General features: G+C 67.2%; 19 protein-coding genes. 6 read left to right on the top strand and 13 right to left on the bottom strand.

Annotation, left to right across the window (positions count from 1 at the left end; translation table 11 throughout):
• Positions 1 to 82: 82 nt before the first annotated feature.
• From mhpA to ACEXQC_RS18885, 3 genes are read right to left on the bottom strand one after another with little or no spacing between them, the layout of a single operon-like run.
• Entirely contained in the window at positions 83 to 1669 is a 1587-nt protein-coding gene (gene mhpA / locus ACEXQC_RS18895) for a bifunctional 3-(3-hydroxy-phenyl)propionate/3-hydroxycinnamic acid hydroxylase MhpA (RefSeq protein WP_374825862.1), read from the bottom strand.
• Positions 1670 to 1696: 27 nt separating this feature from the next.
• A complete protein-coding gene (locus tag ACEXQC_RS18890; protein ID WP_374825860.1) occupies positions 1697 to 2578 on the bottom strand; it encodes a VOC family protein in 882 nt (293 codons plus the stop codon).
• 34 nt (positions 2579 to 2612) lie between these two features.
• Entirely contained in the window at positions 2613 to 3488 is an 876-nt protein-coding gene (locus ACEXQC_RS18885; RefSeq protein WP_374825858.1) for a fumarylacetoacetate hydrolase family protein, read from the bottom strand.
• Between the two features lie 133 nt (positions 3489 to 3621).
• Between ACEXQC_RS18885 and ACEXQC_RS18880 the strand changes: the two genes are divergently transcribed.
• Both ACEXQC_RS18880 and ACEXQC_RS18875 read left to right on the top strand, forming a co-directional pair.
• Positions 3622 to 4320, top strand: a complete 699-nt coding sequence (locus ACEXQC_RS18880; protein ID WP_374825856.1) for a GntR family transcriptional regulator — start codon at positions 3622 to 3624, stop codon at positions 4318 to 4320.
• Positions 4321 to 4335: 15 nt separating this feature from the next.
• Complete coding sequence (locus tag ACEXQC_RS18875) at positions 4336 to 4902, top strand: carboxymuconolactone decarboxylase family protein (protein ID WP_374825854.1); 567 nt, start codon at positions 4336 to 4338, stop codon at positions 4900 to 4902.
• On the opposite strand, the gene ACEXQC_RS18870 is transcribed toward ACEXQC_RS18875, so the two are convergent.
• From ACEXQC_RS18870 to ACEXQC_RS18855, 4 genes are all read right to left on the bottom strand, one after another.
• Positions 4883 to 5383 carry a CarD family transcriptional regulator gene (locus ACEXQC_RS18870; protein WP_374825852.1) on the bottom strand — a complete coding sequence of 167 codons (501 nt, stop codon included), beginning with the start codon at positions 5381 to 5383 and terminating at the stop codon, positions 4883 to 4885. The two genes, ACEXQC_RS18875 and ACEXQC_RS18870, sit on opposite strands and share 20 nt — an antisense overlap.
• Positions 5384 to 5585: 202 nt before the next feature.
• Positions 5586 to 6923 carry an amidohydrolase family protein gene (locus ACEXQC_RS18865; protein WP_374825850.1) on the bottom strand — a complete coding sequence of 446 codons (1338 nt, stop codon included), beginning with the start codon at positions 6921 to 6923 and terminating at the stop codon, positions 5586 to 5588.
• On the bottom strand, positions 6920 to 8410 hold the full coding sequence (locus ACEXQC_RS18860) for an FAD-dependent oxidoreductase (RefSeq protein ID WP_374825848.1): 1491 nt from the start codon (positions 8408 to 8410) through the stop codon (positions 6920 to 6922). The genes ACEXQC_RS18865 and ACEXQC_RS18860 overlap by 4 nt, the downstream gene beginning before the upstream one ends.
• A gap of 10 nt (positions 8411 to 8420) precedes the next feature.
• Complete coding sequence (locus ACEXQC_RS18855; RefSeq protein WP_374825846.1) at positions 8421 to 9260, bottom strand: alpha/beta hydrolase; 840 nt, start codon at positions 9258 to 9260, stop codon at positions 8421 to 8423.
• Between the two features lie 35 nt (positions 9261 to 9295).
• Between ACEXQC_RS18855 and ACEXQC_RS18850 the strand changes: the two genes are divergently transcribed.
• On the top strand, positions 9296 to 9949 hold the full coding sequence (locus ACEXQC_RS18850; protein ID WP_374825844.1) for a GntR family transcriptional regulator: 654 nt from the start codon (positions 9296 to 9298) through the stop codon (positions 9947 to 9949).
• An 18-nt stretch (positions 9950 to 9967) separates the two neighbouring features.
• Here ACEXQC_RS18850 and ACEXQC_RS18845 read toward each other — a convergent pair whose 3' ends face one another.
• The 6 genes from ACEXQC_RS18845 to mobF all read right to left on the bottom strand — a co-directional run bounded on the left by ACEXQC_RS18845 (position 9968) and on the right by mobF (position 18486).
• A complete protein-coding gene (locus ACEXQC_RS18845) occupies positions 9968 to 11002 on the bottom strand; it encodes an ABC transporter substrate-binding protein (RefSeq protein ID WP_374825842.1) in 1035 nt (344 codons plus the stop codon).
• A gap of 86 nt (positions 11003 to 11088) precedes the next feature.
• Complete coding sequence (locus tag ACEXQC_RS18840; protein ID WP_374825840.1) at positions 11089 to 11937, bottom strand: ABC transporter permease; 849 nt, start codon at positions 11935 to 11937, stop codon at positions 11089 to 11091.
• A complete protein-coding gene (locus ACEXQC_RS18835) occupies positions 11934 to 12680 on the bottom strand; it encodes an ABC transporter ATP-binding protein (RefSeq protein ID WP_374825838.1) in 747 nt (248 codons plus the stop codon). Before ACEXQC_RS18835 ends, ACEXQC_RS18840 begins: the two co-directional genes overlap by 4 nt.
• A gap of 606 nt (positions 12681 to 13286) precedes the next feature.
• The gene (locus ACEXQC_RS18830; protein ID WP_374825836.1) at positions 13287 to 13478 is read right to left on the bottom strand and encodes a hypothetical protein; all 192 of its coding nucleotides are present in this window, start codon (positions 13476 to 13478) and stop codon (positions 13287 to 13289) included.
• Between the two features lie 1171 nt (positions 13479 to 14649).
• Complete coding sequence (locus ACEXQC_RS18825) at positions 14650 to 14916, bottom strand: hypothetical protein (protein WP_374825834.1); 267 nt, start codon at positions 14914 to 14916, stop codon at positions 14650 to 14652.
• Between the two features lie 225 nt (positions 14917 to 15141).
• A complete protein-coding gene (mobF, locus tag ACEXQC_RS18820; protein ID WP_374825832.1) occupies positions 15142 to 18486 on the bottom strand; it encodes a MobF family relaxase in 3345 nt (1114 codons plus the stop codon).
• 110 nt (positions 18487 to 18596) lie between these two features.
• On the opposite strand from mobF, the gene ACEXQC_RS18815 reads away from it, so the two are divergent.
• The 3 genes from ACEXQC_RS18815 to ACEXQC_RS18805 are packed head-to-tail and all read left to right on the top strand — an operon-like array spanning position 18597 to position 20484.
• Positions 18597 to 18875 carry a hypothetical protein gene (locus ACEXQC_RS18815; protein ID WP_374825830.1) on the top strand — a complete coding sequence of 93 codons (279 nt, stop codon included), beginning with the start codon at positions 18597 to 18599 and terminating at the stop codon, positions 18873 to 18875.
• The gene (locus ACEXQC_RS18810; RefSeq protein ID WP_374825828.1) at positions 18875 to 19387 is read left to right on the top strand and encodes a hypothetical protein; all 513 of its coding nucleotides are present in this window, start codon (positions 18875 to 18877) and stop codon (positions 19385 to 19387) included. The genes ACEXQC_RS18815 and ACEXQC_RS18810 overlap by 1 nt, the downstream gene beginning before the upstream one ends.
• Positions 19384 to 20484, top strand: a complete 1101-nt coding sequence (locus tag ACEXQC_RS18805) for a hypothetical protein (RefSeq protein ID WP_374825826.1) — start codon at positions 19384 to 19386, stop codon at positions 20482 to 20484. Before ACEXQC_RS18810 ends, ACEXQC_RS18805 begins: the two co-directional genes overlap by 4 nt.
• Position 20485 lies beyond the last annotated feature (1 nt).

The raw sequence follows: 20485 nt of genomic DNA, 5'->3' as shown, positions 1-20485 counted from the left end.
CGTGACCGTCAACAATGACACGTGTTCTTCGGGCTCCATTGCCATCCTGTCTGCAGATCGTCAGGTCATCGAGTTAGCGGGGTCAGACCGGAACGGTCGTTCCTCCGACCGACTCGAGGAACCCGAGTTCCAGGTCTCGGAGCTGCTCCACCGTGCGAGCGGTGCCGAACACGTAGAAGTCCTGGCGCACGAGCACCGCACCCGTGTCGAGCAGGCTCAGCCAGGAGCGGTAGGTGCCGTTGACATCATCGAACATCTGCACGCCGGCGGGGACATCGTCGGTGGCGGTGAACGCGGTCACGGCGATACCCGCGGCGGCCAGCGCCTCGATCGTCGCCGCGTCGACGGATCGCGCGAGCTCCGGGTCGCCGATGATGAGGGCACCGTGGCCGAAGACATCGTCGAAGCGAGTGGCCGTCGTCGTCGTGGCAGTGGTCACCTGCCCCTGCCAGGAGAGGTGACCTCCGTGTTCACCTCGGTGCAGGCCCGGGCCGAGGCGCGGCTCCGGCGGCGGTTCCGGGGTGGTGCCCTGCGCGCGTGCCTTCATCATCTGCTCGTCGCGCGCGCGGGCCTCGTCGACGTCGGTGATGCAGATGATGCGACCGAGCGACATCGAGAACTCGATGAACTCCTTGACGTGATCGAGTCGCTCCGACTCGTAGCTGTCGAGCAGGCTCTGAGGAGCGCTGCCGGCGAGCACCCGGTCGAGCTTCCACATGAGGTTGAGACAGTCTCGGAATCCTGCGGCGAGTCCCTGACCGGCGAACGGCGGCATGAGGTGCGCCGCGTCGCCCAACAGCAGCACGCGGCCCTTCCGCCACTGCTCCGCCCAGCCGGAGTTGAAGGTGTAGACGACACCGCGCTCGAGCGAGGCATTGGCCTCCGTGACGCCGAAGCGCTCGAGGAGCTGCCAGATGCGCTCGGGGCGAGTGAGCTCCTCCTTCGTCTCGTTCTCGAGCCGCATGAACTCCCAGCGGCGCCGACCGGGGCCGCCTGGCACGACCGTGGTGGGGCGCGCCGGATCGCAGACCTGGATGGCGGAGCTCGCCACGGGCAGCTGCTCCTTGGGGAGCACGTCGACCACGAGCCAGTCGAAGAAGTAGCCGAGGTCGTGCCACTCGATGCCGAGCGACGATCGCACTCCGCTGTTGGCTCCGTCGGCACCGAGGGCGTAGCGAGCACGGAGCTCCGTGGTCGTTCCGTCGCCCAGGTCGGTCAGCACTCCCGTGACGGAGTGCTCGTCCTGGTCGAGGACCGCGGCAGCGACGCCTCGAACGGTCCGCACTCCCGCGGCGGCGGCGAGCTGCTCCTCGAGGTACCCCTCGAGGGCGGGCTGGTTGTAGAAGTAGGTGTTGTTCCAGCCCGAGGGGTCGATGCCGGTCCAGTCCACCTGGTGCAGGACCTCGCCTTCGCCGTTCACCCAGGTGTACATGTCGTCGTAGGGTTCGACCGCATCCGGCATCGCGTTCGGAGAGAGGCCCGCCGACTGGAGGATGCGAGCGATCTCGGCGTCGTGGGCCACCGCACGCGGCAACCGGTAGGTGTCGGCCTTGCGGTCGGTGATGATCACGGAGTGGCCGGCGCGGGCCAGCAGTAGGGCGGCGAGCTTGCCGACCGGCCCCATCCCGATGATCAGGACGTCGACGTCGGTCGTGGTGGATGCAGTCATTGGATCCTCTTCAGCGTCGTGCTCGGCTCAGCGAGCCACAGGTGGGATGCCGTGGTCGAGGATGCCGGCCGGAACCTGGCCATCCCATTGGTTGATCCAGTACAGGTCATCTTCATCCCAGTGCCGGATCTGTCGTTCAGGATCGAAGATCCGTTCCAGATCGGTGTAGAGCTCGATCACCGCTCCCGTGGGTTCGACGTAGTAGACGGCGATGTTGTCGCCCGCGCCGTGCCGGACCGGCCCCCAGGCCAGTCGCGAACCGCGGCGGGCGAGTCGGTCACCCAGATTGCCGAGGTCGACGATGCTCTGCGTCTGCCAGGCGTGGTGGTGGAGCGCCGGCCGAGTGCTCTTGAAGACCGCGATGCCGTGGTGGTCGTTGTTGCAGCGCATGAAGAACGCCGCGTCGTGACCGATGCGGTCCGAGACCCGGAAGCCGAAGACGGTGCTGAGGAAGTCGCGCATGGCGAGCGTGTCGACGGCCTGGATGTTGACGTGCCCGAACCGGTCGGGGCCGAACCCGCCGTTCCTCACCATGCTGTAGGAGAAGTTCTCGGTGTAGACGTGCCAGGTGAATCCCTCGGGCCCCACGAATGCGAAGCCCTGTTCGATGAAGTCCTCGAAGGGGTGCTCGGAGATGACGTGATACCCGCCGCTCCTGACCTTGTCGCGGATGCTCGCGAGCTCGTCCGCGCTCGACGCCACGAGCCCGACATGGTCGAGTCCGTCTTCCTCGCCCTGCCTGTAGACGATCTCGCGTCGGCCGGCCTGAGCGGCGAAGACCGCCTTGCCGCCGCCGCTGTCGACCTCGTCGAGGCCGAGGATGTCCGTCGCGTTGCGAGCGACGGCGGAGAGGTCACGGGCGCGGAGTGCCACGTAACCCAGTTCACTGATCGAACCGGTGCCGGTCATGACGTGCCTTTCAGTCTGTTCGAGTGCGCCGTGGTCACTTCGCCGTGGCCACGGAAGGGGCAGCGACGAATCGCTGGTGGAGCTCGCCGATGCCCTCGGCCCAGGTGCGCAGCTGCTCCCCCGGCTGAAGGAAGCGCTGCGGGGAACGACCCACGCCCACACCCTCGGGCGTTCCGGTGAAGACGATGTCACCGGGCTGCAGGGTGATGATCTCACTGATCTTGGCCAGCAGAGCGGAGATCGGGAAGATCAGGTCGCGGGTGCTGCCGTTCTGCACGGTCTCGCCGTCGATGGCGCAGCCGAGGGAGATGGCATCAGGGTCGGCGAACTCTTCGGGGGTGACGAGCCAGGGGCCGATGGGTGCGAAACCGGGGAAGGACTTGCCGAGGGAGAACTGGGGAGCGGGGCCCTGCATCTGGGTGACGCGCTCGGAGAGGTCTTGACCGATCGCGAGTCCGGCCACGTGGCTCCAGGCCTCGCTCTCGGCGATCCTGCGCCCACCGCGGCCGATGATCACCACGAGCTCGGCCTCCCAATCGGTGTTGCCGCTGGCCGGCAGTTCCACCTCGGTGTCCGGACCGGTGATGCTCGAGACGAACTTCGTGAAGGTCGGCGGGAGGGTGTCGGGAACGGCGAAGCCGGATTCGGCCGCGTGCGCACGGTAGTTGAGACCGACGGCGACGGCTTGACGCGGGCTCGGGGAGGGGCTGCCGAGCCGCTCGCGGTTCAGTGGACTCGACGGCGCGGTGGCCGGATCGATCGCGCGGACGTTCTCGACGAAGTCGTCCCACTGCTCGAAGATCTGCACGAACGACGCGAAGCGGTCGCCCAGCACCTCGGCGAGATCGATCACCGCCGCCTCGTCGGGCGTCACCAGGTGGGGGCGGTTGTCGTAATTGGCGATCTTCACGGTTCTCCTTCGAACAGACGACGGGATGACGTGGCACCGGCCTCATCAACGCTTCGACACTGCCACAAAATTATCGAACATTACAAGGACATTCGGTATTTCGGTCGAAACTCATACCTGACATGATGGTGCGATGGCCAAGGCGACCCGAGCGGATGAACTCGCCGTTCAATTGCGCGCCGACATCCTCGGCGGTCGCCTCCGACCCGGTGAGCAGCTCAAGTTCCAGCCCCTCGTGGAGCGATTGAACGCGAGCATCGCCGTTCTCCGGGAGGCTCTGTCAAAATTGGTCGACAGCGGGCTGGTCGAGGTCGTGGCGCACCAGGGATATCGGGTGAAGTCTCTCTCCTACGCCGAACTGCACGACCTGACCACGGCACGCATCCAGGTCGAGGTAGCCGTGTTCATCGACTCCGTGCGCAACGGAACACTCGAGTGGGAGTCCGAGGTTGTGGCCGCCCATCACGTGCTCGACCAGACCCCCCTCTACGACGCCCTCGATCCCTCCCGATTGAGCGACGAATGGTCTCAGGCGCACGAAAGGTTCCATCGCGCACTGCTCTCTCGGGGCCAGAACCAGAGGCTCTCCGTCTTCGCCGCTCGATTGCGGGAAGAAGCCGAGCTCTACCGCCGATGGTCGGTCTCCCTCCCCGCCCAGAAGCAGCGCGACGTGCCGCACGAGCACCGGGTGCTGCTCGAACTGGCAATCGCCCGCCGCGCCGACGAGGCCGGGACGGCTCTCGCCGCGCACATCGAACGCACGACCGAACTCGTTCTCGCGACCTCGGGCGACAGCCGGGCTGCTCCCGTCGGCCGCTCCCGCGAGCCCTGAACCGCCGGAGGCGCCATGAGAAGACTCGAACCACTGCTGCCCGCCGATCTGTCGGAGGACCAGCTCGCCCTCTACTCCGACATCACGACGGGCCAGCGTGCGAAGGGCCCGCAGCACTTCGCCCTCATCGACGACGACGGCGGACTGGCCGGGCCTTTTAACGCCTTCTTGCTCTCCCCTCGGCTCGGTTCCGCTCTGCAGGCCCTCGGCGCGGCGGTGCGCTACGACACGGCCCTCTCGGCCCGTTGTCGCGAGATCGCCATCCTCGTGGTGGCCGCGTCATGGGACTCCGCGTTCGAACGGGACGCGCACGAGGCGGTCGGTCGCGCCGCGGGCCTCACCGAGGCCGAACTCGAGGCGATCCGCCTCGGCAAGGAGGGTGCCTTCGCAGATCCCACCGAGACCGCGGTTCTCGAACTCGCCCGGGCAGTGAGTGCGGGAGACCTCACCGATGCGGAGTGGGCCCGGTTCGCGAGCGAACTCGGCCGACGAACCGTGTTCGACGTCTCGACCCTAGTCGGCTACTACTCGACCCTCGCGCTGCAGCTGCGGATCTTCCGCGTCACCGGCGCGAAGCCGTAGCCATTCCCTCGGCCGCTTCGTCCACGATGACCTCCGCCTCCGCCGGACTGATCCCCAGAGCGAGACCGAACTCCACCACGAGAGTCGAGCGCGCCGAGCGGAGCAACTGGCTCTCGGACGACGCCGACGACTTCGGGTGCCTCCTCGTGACTTCCCGGACGACGTAGCAGAGCTGCTCCACGTCGCCCGTGTTGACACGCTCCTGGTAGCTCTTGATGCGGCGCGACCACCCCATCGGCTGATCGTCGATCGGCCCGCGCAGTATCTCTACGAGCTCGGCGATCCGGTCGGGCGACGCGACGGGGCGAATCCCGACCGAATCGGCGTTCGCAACGGGCACGCTCACGTCGAGCGGGTGCCCGAGTGATCGCAACTGGAGGTGGCTGAGTGTGACTCCGCGCACCGTGCGATCCGCGATCCGGATCACCCGGAGCGGGCCGTGGAACGGGTGGACGACGGTCTGGCCTTCGACGAATGGCATTCTGGAACCTCGAGGTGTGGGCGAGTGTCCGGCCCAGCATCTCGCAGCGGCTGAGCCGCTGCGGACGACTTCAGCGATGCCCGAGAGAGGCACGTGAAGCACGAGAATCCCGATCACCGCACGGACGGTTCGAGGAGGTCTTGTGAGTTCGACAGTGACTATTTTATCGCACAGCGGGAACGCGCTTCAGGAGATTCTCAGCTCAGAACCGGCTCGAGCGGCGCAGAGCGATCAGCCGCTCCTGCGAGGCGGTCGCGCCCCCGACGACGGTCTCGACGTCGTGCGAGACCATGCGGCCGAGGCGCTTGACCCTCGCCCCCGCCACGAACACCGTGTCCACGTTGCCCTCGTGCGCGCCGAGCACGACAGCGGCCACCGGGTCGAGCACCGGGGCCAGGTTGAGGTCTCCCGCCCGGATGCACACCAGATCGGCTTGCTTTCCCGGGGTGATCGAACCGATTCGGTCGGCCAGACCGAGCGCTCGAGCGCCGCCCATCGTCGCGAACTCGAGAACGTCGCGCAATCGCAGCGGGACGGGTTCTGCCACGCTGCTGTGCCCTCCGCCGATCCACGACCGGTAGTAACCGAAGAGCGATCTCATCTGCGTGAACATGTCTCCGCTGCACTTGGTCTCGGTGTCTCCGCTGAGACTCGGCCGGATGCCGCGGGAGAGCAGGCGATCGAGGGGGATGTCACCCATCCCTTGCGAATTGAGCTCGCAGTGCACGCCGAGCGAGACGGTTGCGCCGGTCTCGGCGATGCGGTCGAGCTCCGAGTCGGAGAGGTGATTGCAGTGCACAATCGTGAAGTCCTCGGCAAGGAGGCCGGCCGCGTGGTACTGCTCCACCGCGTGGAGCTCGGCGTTGCGAGCGTACGCACCCGCGTGCACGCTGATCCGGATTCCCAGATCTCGAGCGACCCGCACTTCGTTCCGCCAGACCTCGTCGGTCGCCATCTCCGGCCCGCGCGCGGAGAGCGCGAGAGTGAGCAGGGGGTCCCCCTCGAGCTCCCGCCCGACTCGCCGAATGTCGGCGGGGTGGTCGAGCTCGCTCCGCACCGTCCACTCGCCCGTGGACACCAGCGGCCACCCGTGCCCGAACACCCCGCGGATGCCGGATTCCCGCAGAGCGGCGACGCCCGCGTCGGAGTGGGCCGGGGAGTTCTGGATGTGGGCCCAGTCGAACAGGGTCGTCGTGCCGGCACTCAGTGCGGAGACGGCTCCAAGGAGCGTGCCGACGCGCACATCCTCGGGGGAATAGCGGGTTCCGAGGCCGTCGAGCACCTCGGTGAAGTAGACGAGGGGGTCGATGTCGGCGTAGCTGTGCCTGATGGCGCTTTGCCAGGTGTGCCGGTGCGTGTCGACGAAGCCCGGCACGACGATCCACCCTGAAGCGTCGAGCACCTCGGCTCCCGGCGCCTCCAGCTCGGAGCCGACCGCGGAGATGACGTCGCCCTCGATCAGGATGTCGCCCTGGTCGATGTCTCCGACGGCCGGGTCCATCGAGACGATCCGGGCTCCCGCCAGCAGGATCCGGGTCATGCGATCGCCCACTCGGACAGCCGCTCGCGGAGCCTGACCTGGTCGCCATCGGTCCCGACCCAGTCGACGTAGCCGTCGGGCCGCACGAGGGCGCAGGTGACCTCCGCCCAGTCGGGGGTCGGGCGGGGCACGACTCCGCTCACGACCAGGACCCCCGGCTCCGCGACGTCGGCGAACCGTCCGTCGCCCGTGAGATCCAGCACCAGGAGCCGGCCGTCCACCAGGTGCGTCGCGACCCGGCTGAGGGTCTCGCCGACCTGGATCGAGATCGGGGGAACGGGCCGTCCGATGGCCGGATGGCTCGTGGGACTGGTCTCGTAGGGCGCCGACAGCCCGTTGAGCTGCAGGGCCAGCTCCCGGTTGAGCGCCGGCAGCGGCAGCAGGTCGCGCTTGAACATGCGACGGTGGGCGATCCCCTCGTCAGTGAAGTCGAATTGAACCGAGCACTGCGCGCGCACGCTCTCGAGAAGTGCCTCCACGACGGGGCGGCGCTCGCTCTCGTAGGTGTCGAGGATCGCTTCGGGGGAAGTTCCGGCGACCACCCGCCCGAGCTTCCAGCCCAGGTTAAAGGCATCTTGAATGCAGAAGTTCATGCCGACGCCACTGGCCGGGTAATGGATTCGGGCACTCTCCCCTACGAGGAACACGTTCCCCTTCCGGAATTCCGACGCCAGCCGCATCGCATCCGTGAATCGCGAGGCCCAGGTGATCTCGTCGAAGTCGAACTCGCGCTCGAAGATCTGCTCGAGGCACGAGCGCACCTCCTGGGCGGTCACCGGCTCGGACTTGTCGGCGTGCCGGCGTTCGGCGTGCACGATGTTGAAGCGCGTGGTCGCACCGCGGTCTCCGAACGGGAACGAAGCCGCCCAACCGTGGCGGTTGTCGTTCATGCCGCGCCCACCCGGCCACTTCATGTCGATCGGCACGTCGGCGATGATGCCCGTGAAGGTGGCGTCGTGGCCCTCGAAATCGATTCCGCTGAGCGACCGCACCGCGCTTCGACCGCCATCCGCCCCCACCACGAATCGAGCCGAGAGCTCGATCCGGTCGCCCCCGTCGAGCACGCCACCGACCGTCACGCCCTCCTCGGATTGCTCGAGCCGGTCGACGGTGCAGCCCGAGATGAATCGCGCTCCGTCGTCTCCCACGATCTCGCGCAGCACCTCCTCGGTGATGTTCTGCGGCAAGATCAACCGATACGGGAAATCGGTGTCGAGGTTCTGCCAACGAATGGGCTGCATGCCCGCCCAGATGTGGGCGAGGAGGAAGGGATTCTCCCTGATCTCCTTCGCCCGTTCGATGAACCGGCCGGCGTGCCCGCGGTAGTCGAGCAGTTCGAGCACTCGAGGGAGCACGGTTCCCGCGCGGGACTGCACCGGCGCGGTGCGGCGCTCGAGCACGATCACGCGACTGCCCTGCAGTGCGAGCTCCGCGGCGACCGTGAGTCCTGACGGTCCCGCCCCGACGATGATGACGTCTGCGTCCATGAGTGGTCTCCTATCGAATGGTCGCACGGGTGCGATGGATGAAAGCGGCGATCGTGCCGATCGTGTGTTCGGAGGCGAACACCGGGTCTTCGTGGTTGGCACCGGGAAGGAGGTGGAGCTCACTTTCAACCCCCAGAGCGAGTGCGCGCTCGTGCAGCCTCTCGGAGTGCCGGTGGTCGACGACGGCATCGCCCGTGCCGTGCAGCAGCAGGAGCGGCGGAGCGAGCGGGTGGAGTTGCTGGACCGGACTGATCCGCGCGAGCACGAGGTCGTGGAGGTCGTCAGGTCGCACCCCCGCGAGAAGGGCGAGCCTCTCGGCGTGCGTACGGGCGCCGAGCGGCGGGGGCGGCCCCCCGGTGATGTCAGCGGGGACCTCGAGACCCTCGACCGGTCGGAGACCGTCGGCCTCGGAAGTGAGGTCGTAGCGCCCGAACAGGCCGATGAATCCCGCGATACCGTTCGAGGAGAAGGCGGTGAGGGCGGCCAGGTGGGCGCCGGCGGAAGCTCCAAGAAGCCAGATCGGCCCTGCGGCGATCGGTCCTGCGGGGCCCGGCCCTGCATGGCTACGCTCGCGGAGGAGGCGCACGACCGCGTCGACGTCGTCCCGCTGGGCGGGATACGGGGCCTCGGTGGCGAGGCGGTAGTCGAGAGCCGCGACGGTGACTCCCCGCTCGCGCAGGGCGCGATAGCGTTCCGCGTAGTCCGATCGCGAGCCCAGTACCCACGCACCGCCGTGCAGCGCGATGACCGCCGGCGCATCGGGCCGGTCCGCCTCGTAGAGGTCGACGACGGTCGAGCCGACCGCAGTGGTGCGTGGTTCCTCCAGGGCGGAGAACTCCAGTCGATTCATTTCCAAAATCCTTCGAAGTTTGAAATCATAGGGCGATGCAAGCTCCACGTACCCGGGTCGAACCCGTGCAGGCCAGGCTGCGATCCGCCATCCTGTCTGGGGAGCTTGCCCCCGGGGCCAAGCTCCCCCTCGCCGAACTCGCCGGCCGGCTCGAGTGCCGTGTGGGACTTGTGCGCGAGGCGTTGATCCGGCTCGCGTCGGAGAGCCTCGTGGTGTCCGAGCCCCAAGTGGGTTTCCGGGTCGCCCCGGTCTCCGCTCGCGATCTCCGCGAGCTCATCGAGACGCGCTGCGTGATCGAGTGCGAGGCTTTCTTGCGAGCGATCGAAGAGGGCTCCCGGGAGTGGGAGGGCGCGGTGATGGCGGCCTACCACACCCTCGAGGGGCTCGAGCACGACGACGGCGTGCGCACGAGCGGGGAGTGGGTGGCGGCGCATCGGCGCTTCCACGAGGTGCTCATCGAGGGCTGCAACAACCGGCGGATGATCGCGGTCACCATGTCGCTGCGCGACTCGGCGGAGCTCTATCGCTCCTCCTCGACCGCGTCGATGACCGACGGGCAGAGCGCGCATCGCGACAGCGAACACTTGGCGCTTCGCGACGCCGCACTCACGAGGGATGTCGTGGGCGGCCCTGCGCTGCTCCGCGAGCACATCCGCATGACCGCCCATTACTTCAACCTCTCGCACTGAGGCGCCCGGCCGGCCCGGTCAATCCGACTCGACACCCTCGGCGATCGTTGAGTCGACCTCGATCTGCTCGGTCGTGATGCCGGCGGTCTGAGCCCACACGAAACCCGCTTCCAGGCCGGACAGTGACAACCCCGAGTCGTACTCGTAGCCGGTGATCCGGTCCTTCAACTCGCTCGTGTCCGGAGTGCCGCTGTCGACGGCGATCTTCGCGACCTCGTCGATGTTCGCCGGATCCTTGATGTAGTCGACGGCAGCGGCGATCGCCTTCTGGATCCGCCCTCCGGCGTCGGGATGCGCGGTGAGAGCCGCCGCCGACAGGAACACGGCGGCGTTGGTCTGATCGGCGAAGGCCGGCACATCCTTGCCGAGGCTCAGAACTCGCTCGCCGAGGTCGTTCTCGATCAGCGGTGCGTCGAAACCGCCACCCGATAGCACGGCGGTGACCTGCCCCGCGGCCAGAGCATTGCCGGCGGCGGCACCGGGAGTGTCGACGAGCGTGTAATCGCCATCGGCCACGCCTGCCTGGCGCATGAGCTCGGAGACGGTCAGGCCGATTGGTCCGGCCTTGGCGGCGACTCCGATGGACTTGCCCTCGAGCGCGGCGAAGGAGGCCTTCCAGCCATCCTCTCCACTCGTCGGATCAGGCACGTCCGCGCCGATCGCCCGAACGAGGGTGAAGTCCACCGAGTCGTCGAGCCCCGAGACGTACTTCACCTCGACACCACTGCCGAGGTAGCGGGCGACGTTGTAAACGACATCGGCCGACATGTCGATCTGACCCCCGCTGAGGGCCGCCGGCAGAGCTTGGGCCGAGGTCTGCTGCACGGTGACGGCGATGTTCTCGTCATCGAAGTAGCCCTTCGCGACGGCGACGTCCACCGGGAGGAAGGGCAGAGCCCCGGCTACCGGCGGACTGTAGTTGAGCTCGATCGCCTCGCCGCTCGCGGCGGGGGTGGACGACGCCGATCCGGCGTCGGAGTTGCAGGCGGCGAGGCCGCCTGCGAGGAGAAGTGCGACGGCGACGACTGCTGCGTTGCGGTGCGTGGTGCGCATGGTCTTCCTTTCGGTGAGGTGGTTTTCGAGCGCGTTGTAGTGCACGTTCCGGGGTGCGCGGCGTGGGCCCGCCGCGTGGCGTACCCTCAGTCGCGCTGCCAGCGGAGGAGGATCCGTTCTCCCCAGGCGACGATCCCGTTCATGAGGGTGGCGATGACGGCGAGGAAGACCAGCACGGCGAAGACGCCGGCTGAGTTGAAGTTCTGACCGTAAAGCACGATTTTCTGACCGAGCCCGCTCGAGGACGCGACGATCTCGGAGGAGACCACGCCGAGCAGGGAGACCACGACCCCCAGTCGCAGTCCGGCCATGATCGCCGGAATACAAGCGGGTAGAAGGACCGTGCGGAATCGCTGCCAGGGGGAAGCGTGGAACGCCCCTGTCAGCTCGATGAGGTCCGGCGGAACGGACTTCATGCCCGAGGCGGTCGTGACGAGGACCATGAAGAACACGAGTGAGATCGCGAGCGCGACCTTGGAGGTCTCGGTGATTCCGAACCAGAGCAGGAAAAGCGGCGCAAGCGCGATGCGCGGAATGCTCATGAGTACCGAGATCCAGGGTTGGAGGATCCGGTCCAGCAGGGGGACGGCGTTGATCGCGAAAGCCGCCGCGATGCCGGTGACTCCGCCGATCAGGAAGCCTGCGATGGTAGCCCGGAGGGTGACGAGGGTGTCGCTCAGGAGGGTTTGGAAGTTGCCGACCATGAACTCCGCGATCGCGGTGGGCTGGGAGAAGAACAGCGGGTTGAGCACCCCGATGGCCGCGAACAGCTCCCACAGGGCGAGGAAGGCGACGAGGCTGAGCACCTGCAGCACCCGCACGAGTACGCTGCGGTTCTTGCGCCGAGCGCGAGCGGTGGCCTTGGAGGCGGCTATCGCGTCGGCGAGGTCCTGACTGCGCACGGGCTCGGCCTGGGTGACGGGAGTGGAGGTCATCGTTCCATCCCTTCGGAGAACAGGTCCCACAGTCGTCGCACGAGATCCTGGAAGTCAGGTTCGAAGCGCAAGGCGTCGAGATTCCGAGGCCGCGGGAAGTCCACGGCGATGTCCCTCTTGATCGCACCATCGCTCATAACGATGATGCGGTCGGCGAGTAGTGCCGCCTCCGTGAGATCGTGGGTCACGAAGACCACGGTCTTGCCCGTTCCCTCCCAGATGCGCAGGAACTCGCCCTGCAGTCTCGCTTTCGTCTGAGCATCAAGTGCCCCGAACGGCTCGTCGACGAGTAGCAGTTCGGGATCGACCGCGAGGGTGCGTGCGAGGTTCGCCCGCTGCCGCATCCCGTGGGACAGCTGTTTGGGAAGCATGTGTTCCTTGCCGCCGAGGCCGACTAGGCCGATCATCTGCTCTGCTCGCTCGCGTCGTTCGCGGCGGCCCACCCGGCGAAGTTCGAGGCCGTACGCCACGTTGTCGCGAATGTTCCGCCACGGCATGAGCGAATCCCTCGCAAACATGTAGCCCACCGCTGAGGCGACAGGTTTGGTCGTGGTGACGGAGACGCTTCCGCGCTCCGGCTGAAGCTGCTTCGAGATCATGTTGAGGAGTGTTGTTTTGCCGCAACCGCTCGGACCCACAAGGCACACGAACTCGCCCCGCTCGATCGTGAGCGAGACGGACGAGAGCGCCACGTGGGTCGACTTCTCCGAGGGGAACCAATGGGTGAGATTGTCGATCTGCACAACTGCAGGACTTGGTTTAGATTGGCGCCCGGCCGGCTCCGTCAGGGTCTGCTTCGGGTCTGTGTCCACCAACATCGAACCTCCATTGCGCGTCGTTGCGTGTTAAGTCTGTGGAGATATGTTCGATTTGTCAACGGATTTTCGAACATTTTGCTGACATGGGGAATAGCAGTGTGCGCACACTGAACCGTGCTCGAACTTGAGCTGTTCATTGCAGGTGAATCCGGATTATCGGCTGCAGAACGTGTATTTGATGCCTGCGTCGACAATGACGAAGCCGAGAATTGGTTGAAATTGACGACAATTTAGCGGCGAGGTCCGTAGGCACGTAGAAGGCTGCCTGCGATCCTTTTTTTGCCCGTCACAGTCGAATTCTCGGGTCGGAACTGCAGCAGTGAGGTTCAGTGATCACTAAGTGAGGCGTGATGTCGTCTGTCGGGTATATGGGAAAGTGAATTCCATGACTTCGCCGCACTAATCCCCTCGGCGCAAAACGCGGGGGCCATAGGTGCGGAAGGCCGAGATGAGACGCCGGGTTCTCGGTGCTGCTCTAGAGGTGATCGCCGATTCGGGTTATCGTTCGGGGTCGCTCCGGGAGATCGGCTACTAGATCGGAATCACCGACGCCGAGTGCTGCGTCACTTCGGCAATAAGCGCGCTCTGCTGGCTGGTGTCCTCGACCGCCGGGGCGAGGTGATCGCGCACCTGCCGCCTCCAGGGGACGACGATGGGATCGAGACGCTCATTGGCGATGTCGCGGCCTTCATCCCGACCCACCCCAGTGTCGTAGAACTGCACTGCACGCTCCATGCCGAGGCGACGACCCCGATCATCCGGCTCACGCATATTTCGTGGCGCGCTAAGCGCGCACCCGCGATCAGCTGGAGCGGACGTGACGAGCGTCTCTATGAGGGGTTGATCCCCACTGGCCCTGTTGGACGACCTTCATCTGCAGTGGCTGCTGAATCGCGACGCTGTAGACATGCCGCGGACTCTCCGTGCCCACTTCCACAATTTCGTCGATCTCCGCCCCAGGACCGCTGCTAATCCTCGGAGGGTCTGATCGGCGGAGACCATATCCGTGCACAGAGGGTTCAACGGCGACTAGGAGCGCTCGGCCACCGACAACTGGTACCTAACCGTTCGCGTCGCGCAGCGGCCGAGCACTACCCAGGATGTCATCGCCTCCCGGATACCGAACCTGCGCTAAGTCGGCAAGTACGTCCGTTCTTGACTCTGGGTCAATTCCCCCGCTACCGTGCCCGGCGTCGTGGTTGAGCTGGTCGCGTCCCCCTCCCGCTTACCGGCATGGGTCGGCAGCGCCGGTCCTGGCATTGCTTCAGTCACGAGCGTGCACCTGCTCGAGATCGCCGAGGGCGAGGGATACCGAGTGGAGGAGCGCCCCGGCGTCGGCACAGTTCTGTCCGCTCTCGTGCACGTCCTCCCGCCCCATCTGGTGACCGGCAACCCCGGGCAAGCTCAGGACGCCGCGGCCCCTCCCCTTTGGCCCCGCATCGACCGGGTTGCAACGATTAGTGGGGGCTGCCCTCTGGTCGTGCTGCACGCTGGTGTCTCGCGGCATCCCGACCGCAGGACTGATGGCGGTACCGGCAGCCGGTGCCGACTCTTCGGCAGGCGGGCTTTCGGTGTTCGATCTCGACGACAAACGCTCGGTCGCCCTCAAAGATTCGGCCTCGCACCGGAACATGCCACTCGAGCAGGAAGGCAACCACGCGGCGCTGCAGCTCTCTCAATCTCGGCCCAGGATCGCGGCAGACCGCGATCGGCACACGACGCCTATGACCAAGATGAGCGGCCTTCGTTACGACCGAGGACCGGGACATCCTCCGCAGAATCATGGGTTAGGTGATTGCGCTCACCGGGCCGGCCCCGCCCGCCCGCCCGCCCGCCACCCGCACGCTGACCGGACGCTGGCCTCCACGCCGACATCTGGGTGACGCGTTGCGAATCAGTGCACCATGGCGGGTTCCGCGTCGGGGTCGACTGGAAAGGAACCGCTTTGGAACATGACCGCTGTGAGCGCCGCGATCCCCACGAAGATGGCCGAGGCGATCCAGAACACGACGTGGTCTTCGGCCAGAGTGGCATTGATGAGGGTGGCGGGCTCACCGGCTGCCACTGCATGCTCGGTGATGTAGCCGCTGATCGCGGTCGCCGCCGAGCTGAACACCGCTATACCGACGGATCCGCCGATCTGCTGAGCAGTGTTGAGCATGGCTGAGGCGACCCCGGCAACCCGAGTGTCGACGCCGCTCCTCGCCGCGTTCTGCGCCGGGTGCTCAAGCGCGTGATCTGATCGCGGTGCGGCTCAACGGGCCAGAGAACCACGTGGTGCCGCCTCGCATCCGCTGGTCGGCGCCACGTCACTTCGACTGGGTCAGCCACGACGAGTAGGACCAACTCTTACTCGAAGACGCGGTAGTTCAGGGCATAGAGCCCCCTAGAGTTCGGCGGCCGGTGACTTGGTCGGCACTACCTGCGGCTGATTCATCCGAGTTGAACTAACGCCTCTTTCGTTCGAGGAGTCCTGCTGCTTGTTCCAGCTTGCGGTACGAGCTTTGAACGCTGCGTCCTTCTCTGCTTCCTGCTGCGGGGTGCCAGGCCGCGGCGCGGTCGGTGCTCCTGCGGACGGGGCTGGGTTGCCGAGCAACCGGGCGCGGCGCGCGATAGCTGCCTGCTCGGCCCCGCGTGCGGCGTCGAGGTGGGCGCTTGCCCCTGGGCGGGTTGCGGCGCGCGCCCACGCCACTTTCTGGGCGGCGGGGGCGGTTGGTGCCGGTGCGGCCTTGTGGTTGGCCTGGAAGCGGCTGCGTGCCGCCTCGGCGTCCTTCTGCGCGGCGCTGCGCCGGATCACGGATGCGGTCTGAGCTGCGGACTCGGCTTGGGTCACGGCGGCGTAGTCGGTCGACCACTGCTGCTCGCCTGCGCTGACCCCCTCGGCCGCGGTGGTGTTCTCGAGGATTTCGCGTGCCGCGGTTGCGTCGCCGGCAGCGACCTCGGCCGCGGCCGCGGCCGCTGGGTAGTCGGCCACGGGCACGTCGGGGTTGGCCTGCTGCCAGCGCTCGCGCGCGGCCTCCCCGGCTCGCATCTCGCTTTGGAATACTCGTTCCTCGGCTGCCAGGCGCGCGGCGCGTACCTGCGGGTCGTGAGCGTGCGCGGGCAAGACAACTCCCTCCAAATCGCGCTGCGCGGCTGCGCGTGCGGCGTCGATGCCGCGGTCGCCGCCCTCGCGGGTCATGGTCGATACGAACACATTGCGGGCCTCGTCACGGTCGCCAGCCACGATGTGCAGCGCGTTGTGTACGCGGCCGCGGGTCGCGGCGACGTAGACGGCCTGAGCTGACGACGAGTCGGTGACAACGCCGTGGCCATAGTCGACGGTCGCGCCCTGCACGCCGTACTCCGTCGATGCGTAGGCCAGGTGGGTGTTCTCCTCGACGTACCCCCGGGGCAGCCGGGCCGCGCGTGCGCCGTCGCTGACGGTCACCGACCCGTCGCGGTGTACCCGATCGACGGTCCAGGTGTCACGGTTGGCGACGCCCAGGTCGGTGTCGTTCTGGCGGGTCATCAGCCGGTCGCCCACCCGGAGGGTGAGCGCGTCGGTGCCAGCGACCTCGACGGCCGGTTGCCGGGTGCGACCTGCCTCGCCGTGCGCGGCCTGCACGAGCGCGTTGAGCTCGGTGGCCTGGTCGTTGGTGGCCACGGCGACCGCGACGGATGCGCCGGCCTCGGCGCGAGCTGCGACGTCGGCGGTGATTGCCTCCCACGCTTCCTCGGCGGTGGAGTGCACGACGATGTTGCCGCGGGCCTCCAAGTCGTCGAACAACGCCTTCGGTGCGGCGCGGTCGCGCATCTGCAAGGTGAGGTCGGCGTAACCGTCCTCACGGAAGCGGTACAGCTCCGAGAGGTCGAGCGGGCGCGGGTGCGCGGCCACAGCCATATCGAGCACGCCGCCGCGGCCGATCGCGGGCAGCTGCGCACGGTCGCCCACTAGCGCGAGCGGTGCGCCGTTCTCGTCGGCCACGGTCATCAGCGCGTGCGCCAAGTCCTGGTCAATCATGCCGGCCTCGTCGATCACCAAGCGGGTGTCGGCGGTGACGGCGAATGCCTCGCCGGGTCCGTTGTAGGCGGCCCCGGCGGCCTGGTCGACGTCACCCACGGCCAGGCGACTCCATCGGCCGTCGTCGTCCCAACGGAAGCCGTGTTCGTGCACGAGCTTGTGCACGCTCGACGCCTGCGCGCCGATCGAGCTGGCAGCCTCGTTCGCCGCTCGGAGGGTCGGTGCGAGCACCACGAAGCGGATGCCGTCTGCGGCGGCGAGGTCACGAGCTGCGGCGAGCATCGTCGTCTTGCCGGCACCGGCCGCGCCCTCCACCACCACGAGCGGAGCACGGGTGGCCAGAGCGCGAGCTGCGATCGACTGCTCACCATTCAGGCCGGCCACGTCGGGGGCATCGACGTCAATCGTCAGACCGGAGTTCAGACCGCGCTCGGTGAAGCCCGCGCGCAACTCCCGCTCGATCCGCTGCACCCGCTCGCTAGTCAGGTGACGTACCCACGTCGGCACTTGGCCGGGCACGTCCATGTGCAGTTGCGGCAGCGTCGCGGCAACGTCGGCCGCGACGGTGCGGGCGAACACGGTCACCTCTCCGGGGGTTGCCCGGACACCGGCCTGCCCGACCGTGACTCCTACGTGGCCCTCCAGGTCCGCGAGCGACCAGGCCGACGCTTTCGACCCGGCAATGGTGACGACGCGCTTTGCGATTGCGTCGCGGTCGAGCTGGTCGAGGGTCGCGGCCGCGGGTCGACCGACGGGGGCAAAGCCGTCGACCTGGAGGCCGTCTTCGTGGAGCTCGCGCACCCATTTCGCCTCGGCGTTCTCGGTGGCTTGGCGCTTGCGCGGCCGCTCGTGCGCCCACGCCCTCTGATCCCACTCACGCTGCACGGTTGCGTCGGGTTCCTGGCTCGGGTTCTGCCGCCGCCATTCGGCCTCGAACCGTGCCCGGTTCGCGTCGATCTGGTTGGCGCGTTTTGACATCGTGCGCGCGTGCTTCTCCAAGTTCATGACCTTGCCAGTGCTCGCGTCGAACGTGAAACCGGCGTCAGCGAGAGCCGCCTGCAGCTGCTCGCTGGAGTTGATTGCGGCCTCCCCCACCCCGCGCAGGGCAGCCTGCTGTTTCAGCGTCGCGGCCGTATGCAGGCCGCGCCACTTGCCCTCGGCAAAGACGCGAGTGGTCCACTGCATATGCACGTGCCGGTGCGGGTCGCCAGCACGGGACGATCGGTGCACCACGGACACCGACTCGAGCCGTTCGACCGGCACAAACCGTTGCGCCCCACGGGGGCCAATCCTGGTCACTGAGTTCTGCGCCATGTACCGATTCATGGCCTCCCCGCCTGCTGCCTGCGCCTGGTCGAGGGCCTCGGACACAGCCGGATTCAGTGCTGCCGCGACGGACAGGCTCTTGTCGCAGTTCACGGTGAGCTCGACGAAGCGAGGGGATGCCGGGTTGACGACGACTTCACCGTCGCGGTTGATTCGCGTCTCGTCTCGGGGGATGCCGCGTTCGGCACCCGTCTCGGGGTCGAGCCAGTCCACCCACGCCTGATACTGCACGCCATCCAGGGATGCCCCCGCGCGCTCAGCGCCGGCTCCGTCCCAGGCCTTCCAGTCGGCCACCGCGCCGGCGTCTACGAGGTAGTACTCGTCGGCGTGGGAGTGGTCCGACTCGAGGTAGGCGCGCGCAGCTGCGCCCGCTCCCCGGAAGAACACCAGACCGCCGCGCATGCACCGAATCTACTATGGGCGAAGCCCGTAGCATACGTGCATCTCGTTCATTGCCCTTAAATGACGTTCCCTTGCTGGTCAAACGATTCATACTGATCTAACCTCGAAGCATGTCGAAGACAGTGCAGGAACTCGTACACGAGCAGGTTGCAACGAAGATCGCTGCTGGTGAGGAACTAGAGCGGAAGGTGACTGAGGTCACCGAGCGAACGGCCGATCTGGCTGCCGCCGAGAAGGGCGCCGCGACAGCACGCCGAGCGGCGCTGGGGGCCGGCTGGACTGAGACCGAGCTAAAGAGCCTCGGGCTGGCGGAGCGGTCGCGCCCGCGACGTCGCGCGGCGGCTCCTCCTGCTGCGCCGGCTGAGGATGACGGCGGGTCGGAGCAGTGATGCGCGGGGCGCGCACGGGCGGGTTGGCGGTGATGCTTGCAGTCACGGCCGGTTCGCTCGTCGGCTGCATTGCCCCGGCATCCGCCCCGACCGAAACACCGACGTCCGCTGACGGGCAGTCGTCGACCGAATCTCCGCGGCCTTCGGGCTCGGTGCCGGCGACGCCTCCGCAGGATGCCAAGCCAGACAACGACCCCGACGCGGCGAACGAAGCGACCACCGCGGCAGTGTTGGCGGTCACCGCGTACTGCCGTCCCGACCTGGAAAAGGGCGCGTGGATCGCGGCTCTGTCTCCGCTCCTGACGGACGCGGGCGCGGTCGCTTACAACACAGTGAGCCCGGCGACGGTTCCGTGCACGTCGGTCACGGGCGGGTCGACCGTCCGCGACGGGGATAACGCCTACGTCTTCCGCATCAACGTGCCGACCGACGCCGGTACGTATGAGGTCTACGTCACCCGCCCAGCGACGACTGAACCGTGGCGGGTCGAGCGAATGGCACCCCCGAAATGAAGACCGGCGCAATCGTCGCCGCGGTGATCGCGCTTCCCATGGCGATCGTCCTCGGGCTGGTGCTCGCGATCACGTCGCTAGGGGGCAGCAGGGCGGACGCCTGCGCCCCTGCGGCTGCCGACACGGTGAACCCAGCGGCGATCCCGGCCGATGTGAACGTGGTCGGCTTCGGGGCTGAGTCGCTGGGCTATGCCGCGGCGATCATCAACGCGGCATCGGCCATGCAGCTGCCGGCCGCGGCACAGGTGCTCGGGGTGCAGACGGCGATCGGTGAATCAACGTTGCAGAACCTCACCTATGGCGACGGCGCGATCAACCCTGACGGCACCGTGGCAGTCTCCATCGGGCTCTTCCAACAGCAGTCGTCATGGGGCACGGTCAAGGAGCGGATGGACCCGCCCACGGCGGCGCGGCTGTTCTTCGAACGCCTCGTGAACGTGCCGGGCTGGGAGCAGCTGGAACCGTCCGTTGCGATCAACTCGGTGCAGATCAACGCCGACCCGTACTATTACGTTCCGTTCCGAGCTGCGTCGACTGAGATAGTCGACTACCTCGCGAAGCTCGGCAGAGCGTCGAGCTCGGCGTGCACCGTGTCGGGCGACGCGAAGCAAGTTGCTCAGCAGCTCCAAACCGCCATGGATAACGGCACCCTCGTGGTGGCCGAAGGCCGCTACGCGGAGCAGATCACCAACATGGCCAACGACACCGCGGTGGAGGGCTGCACGATCGACCTCGGGGTGTTGCAGTTCATCGCACTAGCGGTGCAGAAGTTCGAATCGGTCGGAGTCTCTGACCTCAACCGGCACTGCACCGGCTCCCTGGAAGGGGCCGGCACCGGCTCAGCTCACTACTTCAAGGGCGGCGGCTACGCGGTCGACTTCTTCTCGATCAACGGCGGCGGGCTCGGCAACGACGGGGCCGACAACCTCGCCCTGGTCGACCTTCTGTCATCGGTCGCACCGGACGGGACGCGCGCCGGTCAGATTCAGTGTCGGAGCGGCGAGACGTGGGCTCACATCGTGCAGTTCGAGGACACCTGCAACCACCAACACATCGACTTCGGATACACCGACGGGCAACTCAACGTCACCAACTGAT

The organism is Herbiconiux liukaitaii (assembly GCF_041927495.1).
Classification (GTDB): Bacteria; Actinomycetota; Actinomycetes; order Actinomycetales; family Microbacteriaceae; genus Herbiconiux; species Herbiconiux liukaitaii.
Note: the sequence above shows the minus strand (reverse complement) of the source record. Positions and strands in the feature narration are given on the sequence as shown.